This is a genomic window from Curtobacterium sp. MCSS17_008 (genome assembly GCF_003234185.1).
Taxonomy (GTDB): domain Bacteria; phylum Actinomycetota; class Actinomycetes; order Actinomycetales; family Microbacteriaceae; genus Curtobacterium.
This window is the reverse complement of sequence record NZ_QKSM01000001.1, coordinates 49,271-69,287: the sequence shown is the minus strand read 5'-3', so window position 1 is coordinate 69,287 and position 20,017 is coordinate 49,271. Positions and strand designations below refer to the sequence as shown.

Annotated in this window: 16 protein-coding genes and 1 tRNA gene; 2 read left to right on the top strand and 15 right to left on the bottom strand. The window is 71.5% G+C overall.

From position 1 onward, the window contains the following. Positions 1-27: 27 nt before the first annotated feature. The 11 genes from DEJ23_RS15860 to dusB all read right to left on the bottom strand — a co-directional run bounded on the left by DEJ23_RS15860 (position 28) and on the right by dusB (position 14,826). Positions 28-1,560 carry a hypothetical protein gene (locus tag DEJ23_RS15860; protein ID WP_111238296.1) on the bottom strand — a complete coding sequence of 511 codons (1,533 nt, stop codon included), beginning with the start codon at positions 1,558-1,560 and terminating at the stop codon, positions 28-30. Positions 1,561-1,687: 127 nt separating this feature from the next. Next, a tRNA-Asn gene (locus DEJ23_RS00290) sits at positions 1,688-1,760 on the bottom strand. Between the two features lie 125 nt (positions 1,761-1,885). Next, entirely contained in the window at positions 1,886-2,899 is a 1,014-nt protein-coding gene (locus DEJ23_RS00285; protein ID WP_111238295.1) for a D-isomer specific 2-hydroxyacid dehydrogenase family protein, read from the bottom strand. Next, positions 2,896-3,828 carry an ATP-binding cassette domain-containing protein gene (locus DEJ23_RS00280; protein ID WP_111238294.1) on the bottom strand — a complete coding sequence of 311 codons (933 nt, stop codon included), beginning with the start codon at positions 3,826-3,828 and terminating at the stop codon, positions 2,896-2,898. Before DEJ23_RS00280 ends, DEJ23_RS00285 begins: the two co-directional genes overlap by 4 nt. A gap of 147 nt (positions 3,829-3,975) precedes the next feature. Continuing rightward, on the bottom strand, positions 3,976-5,694 hold the full coding sequence (locus tag DEJ23_RS00275) for an ABC transporter ATP-binding protein (protein ID WP_258375172.1): 1,719 nt from the start codon (positions 5,692-5,694) through the stop codon (positions 3,976-3,978). Further along, on the bottom strand, positions 5,691-6,689 hold the full coding sequence (locus DEJ23_RS00270; RefSeq protein ID WP_111238293.1) for an ABC transporter permease: 999 nt from the start codon (positions 6,687-6,689) through the stop codon (positions 5,691-5,693). The genes DEJ23_RS00275 and DEJ23_RS00270 overlap by 4 nt, the downstream gene beginning before the upstream one ends. A gap of 2 nt (positions 6,690-6,691) precedes the next feature. Then, positions 6,692-7,798, bottom strand: coding sequence for an ABC transporter permease (locus tag DEJ23_RS00265; protein ID WP_181429045.1), 1,107 nt, complete (start codon positions 7,796-7,798; stop codon positions 6,692-6,694). 84 nt (positions 7,799-7,882) lie between these two features. Continuing rightward, on the bottom strand, positions 7,883-9,499 hold the full coding sequence (locus DEJ23_RS00260) for an ABC transporter substrate-binding protein (protein WP_111238292.1): 1,617 nt from the start codon (positions 9,497-9,499) through the stop codon (positions 7,883-7,885). 556 nt (positions 9,500-10,055) lie between these two features. After that, positions 10,056-11,981 carry a DNA primase gene (gene dnaG / locus DEJ23_RS00255; protein ID WP_111238291.1) on the bottom strand — a complete coding sequence of 642 codons (1,926 nt, stop codon included), beginning with the start codon at positions 11,979-11,981 and terminating at the stop codon, positions 10,056-10,058. Positions 11,982-12,367: 386 nt separating this feature from the next. Continuing rightward, positions 12,368-13,657: a deoxyguanosinetriphosphate triphosphohydrolase gene (locus tag DEJ23_RS00250; protein WP_111238290.1), complete on the bottom strand. Its 1,290-nt coding sequence runs from the start codon at positions 13,655-13,657 to the stop codon at positions 12,368-12,370. Beyond that, positions 13,654-14,826 (bottom strand): tRNA dihydrouridine synthase DusB, encoded by a 1,173-nt coding sequence (dusB, locus tag DEJ23_RS00245; protein ID WP_111238289.1) that lies wholly within the window; start codon positions 14,824-14,826, stop codon positions 13,654-13,656. Before dusB ends, DEJ23_RS00250 begins: the two co-directional genes overlap by 4 nt. A gap of 47 nt (positions 14,827-14,873) precedes the next feature. Here dusB and DEJ23_RS00240 point away from each other — a divergent pair, with 47 nt between their 5' ends. Further along, positions 14,874-15,356 carry an aminoacyl-tRNA deacylase gene (locus DEJ23_RS00240; protein ID WP_111238288.1) on the top strand — a complete coding sequence of 161 codons (483 nt, stop codon included), beginning with the start codon at positions 14,874-14,876 and terminating at the stop codon, positions 15,354-15,356. An 11-nt stretch (positions 15,357-15,367) separates the two neighbouring features. Here the strand turns inward: DEJ23_RS00240 and DEJ23_RS15550 are convergent, their stop codons facing one another. From DEJ23_RS15550 to DEJ23_RS00225, 4 genes are all read right to left on the bottom strand, one after another. Then, positions 15,368-15,535, bottom strand: coding sequence for a hypothetical protein (locus tag DEJ23_RS15550; protein ID WP_181429044.1), 168 nt, complete (start codon positions 15,533-15,535; stop codon positions 15,368-15,370). Next, positions 15,532-16,266: a DsbA family protein gene (locus DEJ23_RS00235; protein ID WP_111238287.1), complete on the bottom strand. Its 735-nt coding sequence runs from the start codon at positions 16,264-16,266 to the stop codon at positions 15,532-15,534. Before DEJ23_RS00235 ends, DEJ23_RS15550 begins: the two co-directional genes overlap by 4 nt. A gap of 190 nt (positions 16,267-16,456) precedes the next feature. Further along, positions 16,457-17,842, bottom strand: a complete 1,386-nt coding sequence (locus tag DEJ23_RS00230) for a glycine--tRNA ligase (protein ID WP_111238286.1) — start codon at positions 17,840-17,842, stop codon at positions 16,457-16,459. A 112-nt stretch (positions 17,843-17,954) separates the two neighbouring features. Beyond that, positions 17,955-19,004 (bottom strand): aminotransferase class V-fold PLP-dependent enzyme, encoded by a 1,050-nt coding sequence (locus DEJ23_RS00225; RefSeq protein ID WP_111238285.1) that lies wholly within the window; start codon positions 19,002-19,004, stop codon positions 17,955-17,957. Positions 19,005-19,074: 70 nt separating this feature from the next. On the opposite strand from DEJ23_RS00225, the gene DEJ23_RS00220 reads away from it, so the two are divergent. Beyond that, entirely contained in the window at positions 19,075-19,986 is a 912-nt protein-coding gene (locus tag DEJ23_RS00220) for a LysR family transcriptional regulator (RefSeq protein WP_111238284.1), read from the top strand. The last annotated feature ends 31 nt before the right edge of the window (positions 19,987-20,017 follow it).

Below are 20,017 nucleotides of genomic sequence, written 5' to 3'. Positions count from 1 at the left end.
GGACGGTCCGGGTGCGCGGCGCCGCGGTCACGAGCGCACCCCGGTCACCCAGTGCGGCAGGACGCCCTGCGCCCAGCCGGAGTACCACGCCGGTGACGACGCGTAGGGGAAGAAGGCACTGACCGGGTTGTAGAGCGCGAACAGCACGACGCCGACGACGGCGACGACGACCCACGCGGTCGTCGCAGCCCGCCCCTGCAGTCGGTACAGCCACGAGGTCACGCCGAGCAGGACCACCGCGGCGATCATCGGCAGCACCGGCAGCAGGTATCGTCCGGAGAAGGCGAACTCCTGTCGCAGGTTGACCGCGGTCGCGGCGTTGAAGCACAGCACGGCGAGCGTGTAGGCGACCGGGACGGCCACCAGCCACCAGAGGGATGCGGAGCGCAGCACGCGCCGGAGCTGCGTGACCGTGACCACGACCGCGGCGACGAGCACGGTCCCGCCGAACAGGACCACGCCGGTGTTCGGCCGCCACGACAGCGTCGGACCCCAGAAGAAGAACAGCGACCGGAAGTAGGTCGTGACCCACGTCCAGAGGAACGCGATCGGGTGGAACGGCTCGAGGGTGCCGGCGGCGGCGGCCAGGTCGTGCGCCCGGGACGCGTTGTAGTTGCGCCGGAAGATGTCGAAGTCCATGCAGGCCGCACGGCTGTGGATCTCGGCGCAGTCCGGGTTCAGCGCCCGGTGGACGAGCAGGTTCACGCCGAACCGCTCGAGCACGAGGGCGAGGAGCACGGCGCCGACCACGACGAGCACGACGGACCGCCCCGGGCGCTCCCGGAAGCCCGTCACCGCGCGGCGCACCGGGTGCCGGAGCCACGAGAACCCGTCGACCCGGTACCGGAACAGGATCGCGAAGAACGCGCCGGCCAGGAGCAGCGGCACCTGCGAGTACTTCAGCATGACCGCCAGCATCGCGGTCACGACCAGCCAGGCCAGGGTCCGGAGTCCCCCACCGCGCGCGACCTTGACCGCCACCGCAGCGAACAGGAAGAAGGCCGCCATCGACGGGGCGTCGTAGCTGATCGTCGCGGCCTGCCAGACGTACCGCCCGGTGAAGGCGGTCGTCACGATGGCGAGCAGCCCGATCGCGGTCGGGACGCCGGCGTTCCGGAACATCACCCGGAGGGCGTACAGACCGGCACCGGCCGCGAGCACGTCGATCCCGCGCAGGACCATCACGGTGCGCTCCTGGTCGAGGCCGACCGCCAGGGCCGCCTTCGCCGGGAACGACATCACGTAGTAGTAGAGGTACGCCGGGAAGCGCGTCACCTCGCCGAGCCGGAGCGTCGACTCCGGGGCGTCGTGGACGAAGGGTCCGGCCGTCCAGGGGCGCGCCGCGTAGAACATGATGTTGCCGATGTGCCGGACCTCGTCCGGAGCGGCCGATGCCGGCACGTGGATCGTGATCGCGAAGAAGAACCCGAGGAGCAGGAACGCGACCAGCACCACGACGAACGCGGTGCGGGAGGACAGGGCACGGGCCACGTGTCCGAGGACCACATCACGTCGCGCACCGGTGGTGTGCCCGGTGACGGACTCCTGGGTCAACGACATCGAACGATGGCCTTCCGTGGATCTGGGTGCGCTGGCTCAGGCTAGCAGCGGGGAAGGACGGCCCCGGGGAGGCGGATGGACCTCGTGGAACGCAGAAGGTCCCCACCCAGAGGGTGAGGACCTGATGCTCCCCGAGTTGGACTCGAACCAACAACCTGCCGGTTAACAGCCGGCTGCTCTGCCAATTGAGCTATCGAGGATCACTGTCCGCTGGCGAATGTCTCGCGAACAACGGGTAACAGCATAGCAGCACCGGAGGCCCGGTCCGCGCATCGGCGCCGCATCCCGGGCGCGCCGCCCACGAGGACGGCGCCCGCCGCGGCGCTCAGTACCCCGCAGCGGGGTCGACGACGCCCACGAACCCCGAGCCCGAGCCGGCCAGGAACGCCTCGCTGTTCGCCCGGACCCGCTCGGCGAGCAGGGGCGCCACCATGTCCGGTGTGTCCGCCTGGTGGGGCGTGATGATCGCGCCCGGCTCGTCCCACAGCGGGTGCCCGTCCGGGAGCGGCTCCGGGTCGGTGACGTCGAGTGCCGCGGCCGCGATCGTGCCCTCGCGCAGCGCCGTGACGAGCGCGTCGGTGTCCACCAGTCCCCCGCGGGCGATGTTGACGAGACGGGCCGACGGTTTCATGAGCCCGATCCGACGGGCGTCGAACAGCTTCGCCGTACCCGAGGTCATCGCCGCCGCGACCACGACGACGTCGGCGTCCGGCAGGACCTCGTCGAGCGCGTCGGTCGTCACCGTGCGGTCGGCACCGGGCACGGGATCGGCCGATCGTCGCACCACCGTCACCGAGACCTCGAACGGCGCCACGAGCCGGATGTACTCCAACGCGATGCCGCCCGCACCGATCACGACGACGTTCCGCCCGTACAACGAGACGCCCTCGGGCTCGGTCGCCCACGACGTGGCACGGGCACGCTTCTGCAGCACCCGCAGCGTGGCGAGCGTCAGCGCGAGCGCGTGCTCGGCGACGGGTTCGGCGTAGGCACCCTTCGCCGAGGTGAAGAGCACGCGGTCGCCGTGCGACTCGATCAGGTGGGCGAAGGCGTCGACGCCGGCGAAGGGGAGCTGCACCCAACCGACGGCGGGGGCCTGCGCGAGCGCGGCCTCGAGCCCGTCGGGGTCGCGGGCGTCGAGCCACACGATGCCCCGCGTGTCGTCGCCGAGTTCCCCGACCGTGCCGCCGGCCTGACGCACGGCGTCGGCGTGCAGGTCCGCTGCCGACGGCAGGATCGCGACCGGTCCGGCCACGGGCGGGTCGACGGGCAGCGGTGCTCCGGCGTCCGTGACGACGGCGCGGTGCCCGCGGGCGCCGGCTGCGGTCGTGGTGCTCATGCGTTCTCCTGACGCTCGACGCGCGGCCCGGTCCCGGCGCCGACCGGACGGCGGGGCGCCGACGACCGACGGGGTGCCGTCGGGGTTCCCGGCCGGCGCTTCACCGGCCGTGCGGCGGTCGCGGCGAGGGTCCGCACGTAGGGGTCGACCGGGTTGTCGAGGACCTCGTCGAAGGTGCCGAGGCCGACCAGACGCCCCTCGGCCATGACGGCGACGCGGTCCGCGAGCGCTCGGGCCTCGCGGAGGTCGCTCGACACGACGACGGCGGAGAAACGGCGTCCGACCTGCAGGTTCGCGAGCGCTTCGAGGACCGACTGACGGACGAGGACGTCGACGCCGCGCGCCGGTTCGTCCGCGACGAGCAGCTGCGGCTCGAGCACCAGGGCGCGGGCGAGGGCCACCCGCTGCCGCTGACCGCTCGACAGCTCCCAGGTGTTCAGCCGCATCACCCCGAGCGGGAGGTGCACGGCGTCGACCAGGCGGGCGACGATGAGCCCGGCCTCCTTGCGGTCGAACCGCCGGTCGCGGACGTAGATGGGTTCGGCGATCGCCTCGCCGACGGTCAGGTCAGGGCTCAGCCGGTCCGCCGCGTCCTGCGGCAGGTAGCCGATGCGTCCGGTGAGGCGCTGCGCCTTCCGCGAGCTGGGGCGGAGTCCGCGCACCCGCTGTCCGAGCACCGTGAGCTCGCCGCCGGCGATGTGTCGCCGGTGCGCGCCCTCACCCTCGCCCGTGGCACCGAGCTGCCCGGCGACCGCGGCGGCGAAGGTGGACTTGCCGGACCCGGACTCGCCGAGCAGCGCGAGGATCTCGCCCTGCCGCACGGTGAGGCTGACGCCGTCCACCGCCCGGATGGGGGCCGCGCCGCGCACGCCCCGGTACTCGATCGAGACGTCGTCTGCGACGACCGCCGGGCCGTTCACCGCGATCATGGATCCCCTTCCGCGCCGCCCCCTGGCGGCGGTTCGCGACGGACCGGGGTGAGCGGCACCGTCGTGTGTGGTGCGGTGGAGGTGACGGCCTGGAGGCGCGGCGTGCGCCGACGACGCACGCCGCGCCTCCAGGCCGGTCACGTCGGGTCAGGACCCGGCGTTCTCCAGTTCCACCAGCGTACGCCGTCGCTCCGCCTGTTCCGCCGGGTCCGGCACCGGCAGCGACGCCAGGAGACGCTGCGTGTAAGGGTGCTGCGGCGCGCCGAGGACCTCGGCGGTCGTACCCGTCTCGACCAGGTCGCCGCGGTAGAGCACCGCGATCCGGTCGGACAGCGCGCCGACGACGGCGAGGTCGTGACTGATGAACAGCGACGCGAAGCCCAGGTCCTGCTGCAGCTCCAGGAAGAGCTCCAGGACGCGGGCCTGCACGGACACGTCGAGCGCACTCGTCGGCTCGTCCGCGATGAGCAGCTTCGGCCGGAGCGCGATCGACCGCGCGAGCGAGGCACGCTGCCGCTGCCCGCCGGAGAGCTCGTGCGGGTACCGGTCGCCGTACGACGCCGGCAGCTGCACCATCTCGAGCAGTTCCCCGACACGCTGCCGCGCGGCCCGCGGGTTCGCGACCTCGCCGTGCACGACGAGCGGCTCGGCGACGCACTCGGCGATGGTCAGCAGCGGGTTGAACGACGTCGCCGGGTCCTGGAAGACGAACCCGATGTCCTTCCGGTGGCGCTTGAAGTCACGCTCGCGGTACCCGAGCATCTCCGTGCCGAGGACCTCCAGCGAGCCGCCGGTGATCCTCGTCAGGCCGGCGATCGCCCGCCCGATGGTGGTCTTGCCGGAGCCGGACTCCCCCACCAGGCCGAGGACCTCGCCGGGACGGACGTCGAGGTCGACGCCCTTCACCGCCTTGAACGCCGGTGCGCCCAGGCGGCCCGGGTACTCGATCTCGAGTCCACGCGCCCGGACGAGCGGCTCGACGTCCGTGGCGATGGCGGCGCGCCGAGCGGCGCCCGTGGACGCCTCGAGGCGCGGCACCGCGGCGAGCAGGCGCTTCGTGTAGTCGGCCTTCGGGCTCGCGAAGAGCTCGCGGACCGGCGCCTCCTCGACGACCTCGCCCTGGTACATCACGGCGACGCGGTCGGCCAGGTCGGCGACGACGCCCATGTTGTGCGTGATGATGACGATCGCCGCGCCGAACTCGTCACGGCAGCGCCGGAGCAGGTCGAGGATCTCCGCCTGCACCGTGACGTCGAGGGCCGTGGTCGGCTCGTCGGCGATGATGACGCTCGGCTCGAGGGCGAGGGCGGACGCGATGACGACGCGCTGCTTCTGTCCGCCCGAGAACTGGTGCGGGTAGTGATCGACGCGCTCTTCCGGGTCGGGGATGCCGACGCGGCGCAGGTAGTCGATCGCCTTGGCGCGGGCTTCCTTCTTGGACACACCGCCGTGCGCCCGGAGGCCCTCGGCGATCTGCCAGCCGACCGTGAACACCGGGTTCAGGGCGGTCGACGGCTCCTGGAACACCATGGCACCGGCGGTGCCGCGGAGCTCGCGGAGCTTCTGCGCGCCGACACTGACCACGTCGGTGCCGTCGAGGTACACCGCGCCGCCGAGCGTCGCGGTCTCCGGCATGAGCCGGAGCATGCTCCGCGCCGTGACCGACTTGCCCGAGCCCGACTCGCCGACCAGGGCGAGGACCTCGCCGGGGCGGACGTCGAGGCTCACGCCCTTCACCGCGTCGACGGCGCCGTTGTCGGTGGCGAAGGTGACGGTCAGGTCGTCGACGACGGCGACCGGAGCGGTGGAGGTGTCGCCTGCCTGGAGGCGCGTCGATGCGCCCGGCTGGCCCGTTGCGTCCGTCATGCGGCCGCCCCTTCCGTGTTGCTCGCCCGGCGCTTCGTCGACACCAGCTGTGAGAGCCGGCGACGGGCGCGCAGACGCGGGTCGGAGATGTCGTTGAGGCTCTCGCCGATGAAGGTCACGCCGAGCACGAGCACGACGATCGCGACGCCCGGGAAGACACCGGTCCACCAGACGCCGGACGCGACGTCGGACAGCGCGCGGCTGAGGTCGTACCCCCACTCGGCACCGGCCGTCGGGCCGATGCCGAAGCCGAGGAAGCCGAGGCCGGCGAGCGTCAGGATCGCGTCGCTCGCGTTGAGCGTCAGGATCAGCGGCAGCGACCGGGTCGAGTTGCGGAGCACGTGACGGGTCATGATGCGCCACGGGTTCGTGCCGATCACCCGGGCGGACTCGACGAACGCCTCGTTCTTCAGGCGCACGGCCTCGGCGCGGACGACGCGGAAGTACTGCGGGACGTAGACCACGGTGATCGAGATGGCCGCTGCGACGATGCCGCCGGCGTAGCTCGAGTTGCCGCCCGAGATGACGATCGACACGACGATCGCCAGGAGCAGCGACGGGAACGCGTAGATCGCGTCGGCGACCACGACGAGGATCCGGTCGAGCCAGCCGCCGATGTAGCCGGAGACCATGCCGAGGACCACCCCGATGGTGATCGAGACGACGACCGCGACGATCACGACCAGGACCGCGGTGCGGGCGCCGAAGACGACGCGGCTGAACACGTCGAAGCCACCGACGGTCGTGCCCCAGACGTGCTCGGCGCTCGGGGCACCGGTGCGCGGGAAGCTCTGTCCGTCGGCGTCCTGGAGCTGACCGAACCCGTAGGGCGCGATGAGCGGGGCGGCGACCGCGATCACGAGGTACAGCGCGCAGATGACCACACCGGTGATGAGCATGCCGCGCTGCCAGCCGGTGCTCTTGCGGAGCTGGACCACCACGGGCAGCCGCTTCCAGAGCGGCTCGTGGCGGTCGACGAGCGAGGTGTCGGCCATCGCTAGAACCTCACTCTCGGGTCGATGAGCGCCGCGACGACGTCGACGACGAAGTTCGTCACCGCGACGATCACCGCGAGCATCGCGACGATGCCCTGGACGGCGACGAAGTCGCGAGCGGACAGGTACTGGTTGAGCTCGAAGCCGAGTCCCCGCCATCCGAAGGTGGTCTCGGTGAGCACCGAACCGCCCAGCAGCATGGCGATCTGCAGACCCATCACGGTGATGATCGGGACCAGGGCCGGACGGAACGCGTGGGTGCGGACGAGCCGCGCCTCCCGGACGCCGCGCGAGCGGGCCGCGTCGACGTACTCGGAGCCGAGCGAGCCGATCATGTTGGCGCGCACCAGGCGCAGGAAGATGCCGGCGGTGAGCAGCCCGAGCGTCAGGGCCGGCAGGACCGCGTGCGACAACACGTCGCCGATGATCTGCGCGTTCCCCGTGCGGAGCGCGTCGATGATGTAGATGCCCGACGCGCCGGGGATGTTGTCGAGGATGAGCGAGACCCGGGTCGACGCCCGGTCGCCCAGCGGGAGCCAGTCGAGCCAGACCGAGAAGACGAGCTTCAGCAGCAGGCCGCCGAAGAACACCGGCGTCGCGTAGGTGAGGATCGCCAGCGCCCGGAACAGCACGTCGGGCCACTTGTCGCGCACGTAGGCGGCGAACATGCCGAGCGGGATGCCGAGCAGCAGGGCGACGATCAGCGCGTAGAACACGAGCTCGGCGGTCGCACCGCCGTAGGTGACGATGATCTCGGTGATCGGCCGGTTGTCCGTCGACGTCGTGCCGAAGTCGCCGCGGACGATGTTGCCGAGGTACTCCAGGTACTGCACGAACACCGGACGGTCGTACCCCGCCGCGTGCAGACGCTCCTGCAGCTGGTCGGGCGTGAGCCGACCGCCGACCGACGCCGTGATCGGGTTCCCGATGACGCGCATCAGGAAGAAGACCAACGTCACCAGGATGAAGACGGTCGGGAAGATGAGGAGGAAGCGGACGAGGATGTACCGGCCGAGCCCGCCACCCTGCCCGCGGGCACGTCGCTGTGCCTGCGGTTTGGTGGGGTCTGTCGCCAGCTCCGAAGTCGCCTCGGGGGTGCTGAGGGTCACGGGGACGCGTGCCTTTCGGTGCCGTTCGGGACGCGGCCACGGGGGCGTTCCTCGTGGGAACGCCCCCGTGGGCCGACGCCGGTGTTACTTGGAGAGGGTGGCGTAGCGGAACTTGTACGAGGAGTCGAGGGTCAGGCCCTTGACGTCCTTCGACGCGACCGCGACGGACTTGCCCTGCAGGAGCGGCAGCGTCGAGATCTGCGTGGCCTCGCGCTCCTGCGCCTGCTCGATCAGGTCCGCGCGCTTCGACGGGTCGGACTCCTGCTGCTCCTGGGCGATGAGGTCCTGGATCTCGGCGTCGTCGTAGTGGTTCTGCACGAAGTTGTCCTTCGAGAAGAACGGCGACAGGTAGTTGTCCGCGTCCGAGAAGTCCGGGAACCAACCGAGCTGGTAGACCGGGTACGCGTCGTTCACGCGCTCCTGCGAGTACGTCGTCCAGACGGTCGACTGCAGGTTGACGGTGAAGAGGCCCGAGTTCTCGAGCTGGGTCTTGATCGCCGCGTACTCGTCGTCGGAGGTCGAGCCGTAGTGGTCGGGCGAGTACTGCAGGTCGATCTGCACCTTGCCCGTGACACCGGCCTCCTCGAGCGTCTCCTTGGCCTTGTCGACGTCCGGGCCGCCGTCGCCGTCGCCGTAGAGCTCCTCGAACGGCTTCGCCGCACCCGTCAGACCGTCCGGCACCATCGAGTACAGGGGCGAGTAGGTGTCGTTGTAGACCTCCTCGGCGATCGCCGCACGGTCGACGACGTCCGCCACGGCCTGCCGCACCGCGAGGGCCTTCGCCTCGTCCGCGTCGGACTGGTCGGCACCGAAGGGCTGGGTGTTGAGGTTGAAGACCATGTAGCGGATCTCCCCGCCGGGGCCGTCGGTGACCGTGAGCGAGTCGTCCTTGCGGAGGTCCGCGATGTCGGTCGGCGTCAGCGAGCGGTACGCCACGTCGACGTCGCCCTTCTCCACGGCGAGCTTGAGGTCGGTCTCCTTGGTGTAGTAGCTGGCGGTGACCTCGTCGGTCTTCGCCTTGCCGAGGAGCCCGTCGTACTCCGGGTTCGCCGTGTACTGGATCGTGTCGTTCTCCTTGTACGAGGAGATCTCGTACTGCCCGGCGAACGCCTTGCCCTCCACGATGTCGTCGGCGCTGGTCAGCTCGTCCGGCGAGAAGACCTCTTCGTCGACGATCGGGCCGGCGGGGCTGGAGAGCACCTGCGGCCACGTCTGGTCGGCGTGGTCGAGGGTGAAGACGACGGTGGTGTCGTCCGGGGTGTCGATGCTCTTGAGGTTGGCGAGCAGGGACTGCGGGCCGTTCTCGTTGTTGATCTTCAGCTCGCGCTCGAACGAGAACTTCACGTCGCTCGAGGTCAGTTCGTTCCCGTTCGCGAACGTCAGCCCGCTCTTGAGCTTCACCGTGTAGGTGGTGTCGTCCGTGAACTCCGCGCTCTCGGCGATGTCCGGCTCGACGTCGGGGCTACCGACCGGGGTGTTCATGAGGAACGGGAACACCTGGTTCTGCACGGCGAAGGAGCCGTTGTCGTAGGAACCGGCCGGGTCGAGGGACGTGATCTTGTCCGTCGTCCCGATGCTCAGGCCGTTCAGTTCGGTGTCGGAGACGCTGCTGCTCGCGCAGCCGGTCAGCACCAGCGCCGTCGCTGCTGCGCCGGCGCCGAGCGCGATGCCGCGCTTGCCCCACTTGGTCACGGATGCCATGTCCGCTCTCTCTCTTGGTGATGGTCCACAAGGGGTCCTCGGCGGGCGGTGGAACGACTGTGGAGCCCGCCGGGAACGCTCATTGGTACCACCCTGACACGGAACTCCACGATTCGAGGGACATTTGTTTACACCCTTGTAATGCACGAGCGTGCCGCCTGGCGCATGATGCGCGCGTGGTCACACGGCGTGTCACGCAGGAAAGTTGCGTCGTGCAACCGGGGCGCTCGCGCGCCGTCCTGGGCCTCGATCGCGCTCGCACCCGGTTCGCTCTTGGTTCGCCGAGCGGGCGACATCCATCACGCTCGACGTCGCCGGCCGACGCGGGACAGGGCTCGGGTTGTGGTCGCACGACATGCCGCTCAGTTCCGGTCGCTACGGCAAGTCCCGCGACCAGGTCGACCGCGCGCGGCAAGTCGTGCGACCGGAACGACCGCAGCGACCGGAAGGGCCGCGACACCCGGAAGGGCCGCAACGCCAGAGCGACCGGAAGGACCGGAAGGACCGGAACGGCCGCGGGAGGGCCTGCTCCGGGTCGACGGCCGGCCGGAGGGACTCAGCCCTGCGCAGCGGCCTCGGCGTCGGCGCGGAGCCGCATCCGCTGCGCGTCGATGTCGACGAGCTGGCGCTGGATCTCCGCGCGCCGGTCGGACTGCTCGTGCGGGTCCGCCCGCTGCAGCTGCCCGAGCAACGAGGCCTTGCGTGCGAGCAGGTCCCGCTCGACCAGCGCCACGACGATGCTGCGGGCGTAGAGCGCGAGGTCCTCGTCCGTCCGGGCGGGGATCGGCGCGAGCGCGAGCTCCTGCACGAGCGCACGGAACGGCGCCGGGACGTCCTGCAGCAACCGGTCGAGCCAGTCCCCCGCGCCGATGGACTCGACGTTGGCGACGACGGCGTCCCGCACGACCGACAGCATCGGCGCCGAGAACGTGGCACCGGCAGCGAGCCAGATGAGCGGCGCCCCGACGTACGCCGGCTGCTGCACCATCGCCATCACGGCGTCGCGCTCCATCCGGGTGATCGGGTCGTTCGGCAGCAGGCGCAACCCGGCCACGGGTTCCTCGGGCGGGGCGACCAGCTCGCCGCCGGGGCCCGCCTGACCGACCGGCACCGTGCCTCCCGTCCGGTCGTTCCGGGCGGCTGTCGCACGCTGTCGGGCCGAGTCGACGGCACGCCGCACCTCGGGGATGTCCATGCCGAGCCACCCGGCGAGCTCGCGGACGTAGCCCTGTGTCAGTGACCGGTCACGGATGCCCGCGAGGACGGGTGCGGCCGCCCGCAGGGCGCTCACGCGTCCCTCGACCGTCTCGAGGTCGTGGCCGTCGAGGGTCCGCCGGATCATGAACTCGAACATCGGACGCTTCGCACCGACCAGTCGGCGGATCGCGTCGTCGCCGCGCGCGAGGCGCAGGTCGCACGGATCGAGCCCACCGGGCGCCACCGCGACGAACGTCTGCGCAGCGAAGCGCTGCTCCTCGGCGAACGCCCGGGAAGCAGCGCGCTGACCGGCCTCGTCCGGGTCGAAGGTGAAGACGACCTCGCCGTTCGCGTTCGGGTCGGCACCGCTGACGTCGCCGAGCATCGGGCGGAGGACCTTGATGTGGTCGACGCCGAACGACGTCCCACACGTCGCGACGGCGGTCGTCACACCGGCGAGGTGGCACGCCATGACGTCCGTGTAGCCCTCGACGATGACGACCTGCTTGCCCTTGGAGATGTCCCGTCGCGCCAGGTCCAGCCCGTAGAGCACCTGGCTCTTGTGGTAGATCGGCGTCTCGGGGGTGTTGAGGTACTTCGGGCCCTTGTCGTCGTCGAGCAGGCGCCGGGCGCCGAAGCCGATCGTCGCGCCGGTGACGTCGCGGATCGGCCACATGAGCCGCCCGCGGAACCGGTCGTAGGGCGAGCGGTCGCCCTGCCCGGCGAGGCCCGCGGCGAGGATCTCGTCCATCGAGAAGCCGCGGCTGCGCAGGTGCTCACGCGTGGCGTCGTACGACTGCGGAGCGAACCCGACGCCGAAGTGCTGCGCCGCCGCCGGGTCGAACCCGCGCTCCCCGAGGAACCGCCGGGCCGGCTCGGCGGCCGCGGAGGTGAGCTGTGACTGGAAGAACTCGAGCGCCGCCTCGTTCGCGGCGATCAGCCGTGCGCGCTGGTTGTAGTCGGTGCGCGGGCCGTCACCCTCTTCGTAGTGGAGCGTGAAGCCGATCTTCGCGGCCATCCGCTCGACCGCTTCCTGGAACGTGGTGTGGTCCATCTTGATGATGAACTCGAAGACGTCGCCGTCCTCACCGCACCCGAAGCAGTGGTACCGCCCCACCTGCGGGCGCACGTGGAAGGACGGGGAACGCTCGTCGTGGAAGGGACAGAGACCCTTGAGCGAGCCGACACCCGCCGACTTCAGCGTCACGTGGTCGCCGACGACGTCGGCGATGTTGACACGCGAGCGGACCTCGTCGATGTCGTTCCGCGCGATCCTGCCAGCCACCCCTCGATCCTAGTTCGTGTGGACGATCGCGGCGGACGATCGCGGCGGCTGTGGACGGGCCGGACGGAATGATCGGGCCGGACGGAATGATCGGGCCGGACGGAATGATCGGGTCGATCCCCCAGACGGGAGGCGCGGTGCGGGTCGGGCGGGCGGCCGCCGCTCGCACCTGGTGGCGTCGAGACGCCGGCGTCGTGGCGAGACGCCCGCACGTCGCCGAGACGGCCCGAGATCCGGCGGCGTCCCGCCCGCACGGCGGCGTCTCGGCGGTCCCCCGGGTGTCGGGGCCGCACGGCGGCGTCTCAGCGGGACGGCGGCGTCTCAGCGGTACGGCGGCGTCTCGGCCGCATCGTGACGTCCTGCCGGGCCGGCGCTCGCGGGTGTCCTCAGACCGGGATGTGCGTCGTCTCACGGTCGCCGACGACCAGCCGCTTGTGCCACGCGAGCGCGCCCTGGTCGGTCAGGCTCGCGACCTGGTCCACCACCGCGCGCAGTCGCCCGGTGTCGTCCGGCGCCGCACGCCAGTCCGCCGCGAACCCCGGCTCGAGGTCCGCGCTGCCCGTCGCCGCCAGCGCGTCGAGGAGCTCGGTGAGCACCCGACGCTGGTCCTCGTACACCGGCTGTCGGTCGCCGTGGGTCATCACGAACGCCGCGACGATCCCCTTGAGCACCGCGATCTCGCCGATGATCTCCGGCGGCGTGACGACCGACGCCGCGAACCGCACCAGGGAGCCGGACGCGTAGGACTCCCGCGTCGCCGCGGTCGCCGTGCGCGCGAACCGGCCGATCAGCTGCGACGTCAGGTTCTTGAGCCGCGCCATGTCCCGGCGGGACCCGTCGTACGACGTCATCCAGAGCGGCATCGACCGCAGTCGGTCGAACGCCTCGAGCAGTTCGTCTCGGCTGAGGTCGGACCCGACCCAGGCGTGCATGGCGGTCACGATGTCGTTCTCGCCCACCCGGTCGCCGAGCGCCGCGACGTCGATGAAGCCCGCCACGACCGCGTCCTCGAAGTCGTGCACCGAGTACGCGATGTCGTCCGACAGGTCCATGACCTGCGCCTCGATGCACCGCTGCCGACGCGGAGCGCCCTTGCGGAGCCACGCGAACGCGTCGTGGTCGTCGTCGTAGAACCCGAACTTCGTCCGCCCCGAGGACGCCTCGGCCACGCCCTGCGCCGCCGGCCACGGGTACTTGCAGCTCGCGTCGAGCGACGCCCGGGTCAGGTTGAGCCCGTACGGCCGGTCGTCGTCCGGTCCGTCGCCGTAGACCTTCGGCTCGAGCCGGGTGAGCAGTCGCAACGTCTGCGCGTTCCCCTCGAAGCCGCCGATGTCGACCGCCCAGGCGTTCACGGCGGTCTCGCCGTTGTGGCCGAACGGCGGGTGCCCGATGTCGTGCGCCAGGCAGGCGGTGTCCACGACGTCCGGGTCGAGCCCCAGCGAGTCGGCGAGCTCACGCCCGACCTGCGCGACCTCGAGCGAGTGCGTCAGGCGGTTGCGGGCGAAGTCGAGTCCGGTGGTCGGGCTGAGCACCTGGGTCTTCGCAGCGAGGCGTCGGAGCGCGCTCGAGTGCAGCAGACGAGCACGGTCACGGGCGAAGTCGGAGCGGCGGTTGCCGTGGGTCTCGGGCAGCCAGCGCTCCGCGTCGGCTGGCCCGTACGAGGCGGTGGCGCTCATCCGCCGCTGTGGTGCAGCTCGGCGGCGGCGAGGACCTTGCGGAACTCGGCGTCGACGTCGCGCGACTCGAGCCAGCGGTCCGGCAGCGCCGTCCGCTTCGGGTGTCCGGCGCGGCCACGCGGTCCCTCGACGTCGGCACCCGGGTACGGAGCCGACCAGTCGAGCTGTCCGAGCAGGTCGTCGATCTCCTGCAGGCTCGAGGCCATCGAGAGCGCCGAGCGGACGTCGCCGCCGATCGGGTACCCCTTGAAGTACCAGGACACGTGCTTCCGGGCGTCGCGGCACCCGTGGTCCTCGGACCCGAAGAACTCGACGAGCAGCTCGGCGTGCCGACGGAACGCGGTCGCGACGTCGCCCAGGGACGGCATCGCCCGGACGTCCTCACCCCGGAACGCCGCCGCGAGGTCGCCGAACAGCCAGGGCCGCCCGAGACACCCGCGGCCGACCACGACGCCGTCGCAGCCGGTCTCGTCGACCATGCGGAGGGCGTCGGCAGCGGACCAGATGTCGCCGTTGCCGAGGACCGGGATGTCCGTGATCGCTTCCTTCAGCGTGGCGATCGCGGACCAGTCCGCGTGCCCCGAGTAGTGCTCGTTCGCGGTGCGGGCGTGCAGCGAGATCGCGGCGACACCGGCATCGCGGGCGATCCGCGCCGCATCGAGGTAGGTCAGGTGGTCGGCGTCGATCCCCTTGCGCATCTTCACCGTGACCGGGACGTCACCCGCGGCCTTGACCGTCTTCGTGACGAGGTCCTGGAACAGGTCGAGCTTCCACGGCAGGGCCGCTCCCCCGCCCTTCCGCGTGACCTTCGGCACCGGGCACCCGAAGTTGAGGTCGATGTGGTCGGCGCGGTCCTCGCCCACCAGGATCGTCGCGGCCTCGGCCACGGTGTTCGGCTCGACGCCGTACAGCTGGATGGACCGCGGCGTCTCCGACTCGTGGTGCTGGATGAGCTGCATCGACACCGGCGTGCGTTCGACCAGCGCGCGCGAGGTGATCATCTCGCAGACGTAGAGACCGGCGCCGTACTCGCGGCAGAGCCGGCGGTAGGCCATGTTCGTGATGCCCGCCATCGGTGCGAGCACGACCGGCGCTTCGACCTCGATGGGGCCGATGCGCAGGGGCTTCGCTGTGCGGGGCGCCGTGCTGGGCGCGTCGGTGATCGTCATACGTCCTTCATTCTCCCACGCGTGTCCGCGCCGGTAGCGTTCTCCACATGACCGACTCCGCCATCGCCCGGTTCGACGCCGACGCCGCCGCGCGAGGGCTCTCGGTGGACGTCGTCGAGCGTCCCGCCGCCGACTCGCTCGAGGGCGCCGCCAGCCTGCTCGGCATCGAGCCCGCCGACATCGTGAAGACCCTCGTCGTGAAGCGGCACGACGGCGGGTTCCTGCTCGCGCTCGTGCCGGGCGGCCGCAGCATCGCCTGGAAGAAGCTCCGCACCGTCGTCGGCGTGAACAAGCTCTCGATGCCCGACGCCGCCACCGCACTCGAGGCCTCGGGCTACGAGCGTGGCACCATCACCCCGATCGGTGCGACCGGCGGCCTGCCGGTCTACGCCGACGAGCGGGTGCTCGGCCGCCGCATCGCACTCGGTGCGGGTCGCCACGGCGCGAGCGCCTTCGTCGACGGTGACGCGCTCGTGGCGGCGTACGACGCGACCGTCGCGGACATCACCGACGAGGAGCCCGTCCGCTAGGACGGACGCCCTCAGTCGGGGACCTCGCTCCAGTCCCCCTCGGCACCCGGGACGAAGCAGCTGTCGCCCTCGCAGACGGGCGCCGCACCGGGCGTGACGAGCGTCAGGAGGGCGGGGCGCGCCTCCCGACCGTCGGCCTGGAGGCCCGGGTCGACCGGTCCGGTCGTCGCGCCCGTCACCGGGTCGCCTCCGCGTCCGCTGCCGCGTCGTCCGCGGCGCGCTGCTGCCGTTCCGCGAGCTCCTCGGGAGTGGTGTCGCGCAGCGCGACGACCTGGCGGAGCACCTGCTCGAAGGCCGTCGGGTCCTGCGCACCGGAGACGCCGTACTTGCCGTCGATGACGAAGAACGGCACCCCGTTGACACCGAACGCCTGCGCCTGCGCCTGGTCGGCACGGACGGCGGCGAGCTGCGCGTCGTCGCGCAGCGTCGCGAGGACTTCGTCGCGGTCCAACCCGACCGACGCGCCGAGGTCCGCCAGCGACTCGTCCTGCCCGACGTGCTCCCCACGCTCGAAGTAGGCGGTGAACAGCCGCTCGACCATCTCGAGCTGCTTGCCGTGCTGCTTGGCGAGGTGGATGACCTGGTGCGCCTTGACGGTGTTCGTGTGACGCAGGGCGTCGTAGTCGTAGCGCAGGCCCACGGTCGCGGCGATGCCGGCGACCAGGTCGATCATCTGCTGGGCTTGCTGCACGGGCAGTCCCTTGTGCTGCGAGAGGAACTCGGCCTCGGTGCCCTCGAAGTCGACGGGGGTGTCCGGGCTCAGCTCGAAGGAGTGGTACTCGACCTCCACCGGCTGCGCCTCGGGGGACGCCGCGAAGGCGGCGACGCCGGCCTCGAACTTCCGCTTGCCGATGTAGCACCAGGGACACGCGATGTCCGACCAGACATCGACCTTCACGGAATCGTTCATGTCGGGTGGAAGCCGGACCGCGCCGACCCTATTCCACGCCGCGCCGCAGCTGCGCGGCCCCGCGGTGGGACAGGTGACGAAGGCACCGGTGTCCACGTGTCGAACACCCGGATACGCGGGTGTCTCCCGTGAACACCGGTGTCTTCCGGGGACACCGGTGTTCGGCGCTTCTGGCCGAGCGGCGGGCGCGCTAGGCGCCGAGCAGCCGCTGTGCCAGGTAGCCCTGCAGCTGGTCGAGCGAGACGCGCTCCTGCGACATGGTGTCGCGCTCGCGCACCGTCACGGCCTTGTCGTCGAGGGTGTCGAAGTCGACCGTGATGCAGAACGGGGTGCCGATCTCGTCGTGGCGACGGTAGCGGCGCCCGATCGCACCGGCGTCGTCGAAGTCCACGTTCCAGTACTTCCGCAGGTCGTCGGCGAGGCCGCGGGCGACGGGCGACAGCTGCTCGTTGCGGGACAGCGGCAGCACCGCGGCCTTGACGGGCGCCAGACGCGGGTCGAGGCGCAGGACCGTGCGCTTGTCGACGCCGCCCTTCGCGTTCGGTGCCTCGTCCTCGTGGTACGCGTCGAGCAGGAACGCCATGAGCGCCCGGGTGAGACCGAACGACGGCTCGATGACGTACGGCACGTACTTCTCGTTGGCGGCCTGGTCGAAGAACCGCAGGTCCTTGCCGGACGCCTCGATGTGGTTCGACAGGTCGAAGTCGGTGCGGTTCGCGACGCCCATGAGCTCGCCCCACTCGGAGCCGGCGAAGCCGAAGCGGTACTCGATGTCGGCCGTGGCGTCGGAGTAGTGCGCGCGCTCGCCGTCGGGCACGTCGAAACGGCGCAGGTTCTCCGGGTCGATGCCGAGGTCGGTGAAGAACGCGACCGAGTCGGCGATCCACCGCTCGTAGTGCTCGTCGACGTCCGCCGGCGGCACGAAGTACTCGATCTCCATCTGCTCGAACTCGCGGGTCCGGAAGATGAAGTTGCCGGGCGTGATCTCGTTGCGGAACGCCTTGCCGACCTGACCGATGCCGAACGGGGGCTTCATGCGGCTCGTCGTCACGACCTGCGCGAAGTCGACGAAGATGCCCTGCGCCGTCTCGGGGCGGAGGAAGTTCAGGCCCTCTTCGGACTCGACCGGGCCGAGGTAGGTCTTGAGCATGCCGGAGAACTCACGGGGCTCGGTCCACTCACCGCGGGTACCGCAGTTCGGGCACGGGACCTCGGTCAGCCCACCCTCGGGCTTCCGGCCCTTCTTCGCCTCGAACGCCTCCTCCAGGTGGTCGGCACGGAAGCGGTGGTGGCAGTGGAGGCACTCGACGAGCGGGTCGGTGAAGGTCGCGACGTGCCCGGAGGCCTCCCACACCTTGCGCGGCAGGATGACGGCGGAGTCGAGGCCGACCATGTCGCCGCGGCCACGGACGAACCGCTGCCACCACTGGCGCTTGATGTTCTCCTTGAGCTCGACGCCCAGGGGCCCGTAGTCCCAGGCGGAGCGGGATCCACCGTAGATCTCCCCCGACTGGAAGACGAAGCCACGGCCCTTGGCCAGGGCGATGACGCTGTCGAGACGGGAGGACTGTGCCAAGGGGGACTCCTGTGGTCGCCGGACTGGGTGCCCGGTGCGGGAACGGTACCGGGCAAGCGTACCGGCCCGCCCGACGCGGTCGGCACGGGTGTCCGGACCTGTGAACGCCGGATCAGTCCACCGGTCGGAACGCGGTCGTGTCCCCCAGTACCTCGACCACCCGGTCCACGTCGGCGTCCTCGTTCCAGAGGTGGAACGCCAGCCGCAGCCGGCCGGCACGACCGCTCGCCGTCACCCCGGCTGCCGAGAGCGCGCGCAGCGCGGCACCGTCCGGGTCCGGGAAGGTCGTGATCGCCTGCCCGCTCCGCGCTGTACCGAGCGCATCGGCGAGCCGGTCCGTGAGTCGGGTGGCGTGCCTCCAGGCCGACCCCGCATCGACGGACGCCACGTGTCGCAGTGCGGCGACCGCCCCGGGCCACGCCTGCCAGGCCGGGGAGACGTCGAAGCGTCGGGCGTCGGCGGCGAGCCGCATGTCGGGGCCGTAGCAGGAGGACCAGACGTTCTCGCCCGCGTACCAGCCCGCCTGCACGGGGCGGAGCCGCTCGAGCGCCGCGTCGGAGAAGGTCGCGAAGGCGACCCCGCGTGGAGCGCACAGCCACTTGTACGCGTGGGTGACGGTCACGTCGAAGGGTGCCGCGGACACCGGGAGCACGCCCGCCGCCTGGGTGAGGTCGCAGAGGGTGGCGGCGCCGACCGCGCGGGCCGCGTCGAGGACGTCCGAGGGGTCGGTGACCACGCCCGTCGCGGACTGCACCGCCGACCAGGCGACGAGCGCGGTGCCGGGGCGGACCGCGTCGGCCAAGCGGTCGAGCGGGACGCTCCGCACGGTGACGCCCCGGTGGGCCTGGGCGAGGAAGGGGAAGACGACCGAGCTGAAGTCGCCGTCCGGCACGACGACCTCGGCGCCGTCCGGGAGCGAGGCGGCGACGACCGCCACCATCGCCGAGGTCTGCGACCCGGTGGCCACCCGCGCGGGATCGACGTCGACGATCCCGGCGAACAGGGACCGCCCCTCCTCGACCAGGGCGCCGTACGTCGCCGGTGAGCTCTCGGCACGCGACCACGCGTCGAGGTCTGCACGCTGCGCCGCGAGCGTGCGCTGCGTGGGGAGGCCGGCGGTGCACGCCGCGAGGTAGCCCGAGCCGTCGACGAAGGAGTCCATGCCCCCAGCGTCGGCTGCCAGCGGGCATCACACCAGGCCAGACTTCTTCTCGGTCCCATAACATCGCGTTGTGGAGACGATCGAACCGCAGCTGCTCCGGGTCCTGCTCGCCGTCCGGGACGGCGGGTCGATCAGCCGTGCGGCCGCGGCGCTCGGGTACAGCCAGCCCGCCGTCAGCCAGCTGCTGGCGCGGGCGGAGCAGCGGCTCGGGCACGACCTGGTGCTCCGCGGCGGCCGCGGTGCGACGCTGACGGAGTCGGGACGGGTGCTCGCGGACCACGCCCTGCACGTCGAGGCCGCCCTCGCCGCCGCGCGTGAGGACCTCGACGCCGTGGGCGGCCTCGCCCGCGGACGGGTGCGCCTCGCGGGGTTCCCGAGTGCGTCGTCGACGCTCGTCCCACCGGTGCTCGCCGCGATGGCGGAGAGCAGTCCGGGCGTCGTGACCTCCTACGTCGAGGCCGAACCACCCGAGGCGATCGACCTCGTCCGCCGCGGTGAGGCCGACGTGGCGCTGACGTTCTCGCACGCCTTCACGCAGGACGACTCGGCGGCCGACCAGACCCTGTCGATCCGGGTGCTGGGACGCGATCCGCTGGCGCTCGTGACGGCGTCGCGACCGGAGCTCCCCGGTGGCGTGGCCGACCTCGCCGCCTTCCGCGAGGCGCGGTGGATCGGCGGGTGTCCGCGCTGCCGGGGGCACCTCCTCGCGTCGTGCGCGGCCTCCGGGTTCACGCCCGAGATCGTGCTCGAGACGGACAACGCCGCGGCGGTCGTCGGGCTCGTGGCCGCCGGCCTCGGTGTCGCACTGCTCCCCCGGCTCGCGCTCACCGCCACCGTCATCCCGCCCGGGGTCGTGGTGACGCCCGCCGACGATGCGCTCGCACGGCGGGTCGAGGTGGTCGTCGCCCGTGGAGCGGACCGGGTACCGAGCGTGCGTGCAGCGCTCGACGCGGTGCGAGGGGTCTCCCACCTGCTCGGCTGACGGGTCGGTGCTGACGAGCCGGTCTGGAGGC

What these genes read in the sequence shown, in the direction of transcription:
- DEJ23_RS00235 (WP_111238287.1), bottom strand. Translation starts at nt 16,266, where the DNA reads ATGAACGATTCCGTGAAGGTCGATGTCTGGTCGGACATCGCGTGTCCC.
- DEJ23_RS00285 (WP_111238295.1), bottom strand. Translation starts at nt 2,899, where the DNA reads ATGAGCACCACGACCGCAGCCGGCGCCCGCGGGCACCGCGCCGTCGTC.
- DEJ23_RS15860 (WP_111238296.1), bottom strand. Translation starts at nt 1,560, where the DNA reads ATGTCGTTGACCCAGGAGTCCGTCACCGGGCACACCACCGGTGCGCGA.
- DEJ23_RS00270 (WP_111238293.1), bottom strand. Translation starts at nt 6,689, where the DNA reads ATGGCCGACACCTCGCTCGTCGACCGCCACGAGCCGCTCTGGAAGCGG.
- DEJ23_RS00250 (WP_111238290.1), bottom strand. Translation starts at nt 13,657, where the DNA reads ATGAGCGCCACCGCCTCGTACGGGCCAGCCGACGCGGAGCGCTGGCTG.
- DEJ23_RS00260 (WP_111238292.1), bottom strand. Translation starts at nt 9,499, where the DNA reads ATGGCATCCGTGACCAAGTGGGGCAAGCGCGGCATCGCGCTCGGCGCC.
- DEJ23_RS00275 (WP_258375172.1), bottom strand. Translation starts at nt 5,694, where the DNA reads ATGACGGACGCAACGGGCCAGCCGGGCGCATCGACGCGCCTCCAGGCA.
- DEJ23_RS00280 (WP_111238294.1), bottom strand. Translation starts at nt 3,828, where the DNA reads ATGATCGCGGTGAACGGCCCGGCGGTCGTCGCAGACGACGTCTCGATC.
- DEJ23_RS00240 (WP_111238288.1), top strand. Translation starts at nt 14,874, where the DNA reads ATGACCGACTCCGCCATCGCCCGGTTCGACGCCGACGCCGCCGCGCGA.
- DEJ23_RS00225 (WP_111238285.1), bottom strand. Translation starts at nt 19,004, where the DNA reads ATGGACTCCTTCGTCGACGGCTCGGGCTACCTCGCGGCGTGCACCGCC.
- dusB (WP_111238289.1), bottom strand. Translation starts at nt 14,826, where the DNA reads ATGACGATCACCGACGCGCCCAGCACGGCGCCCCGCACAGCGAAGCCC.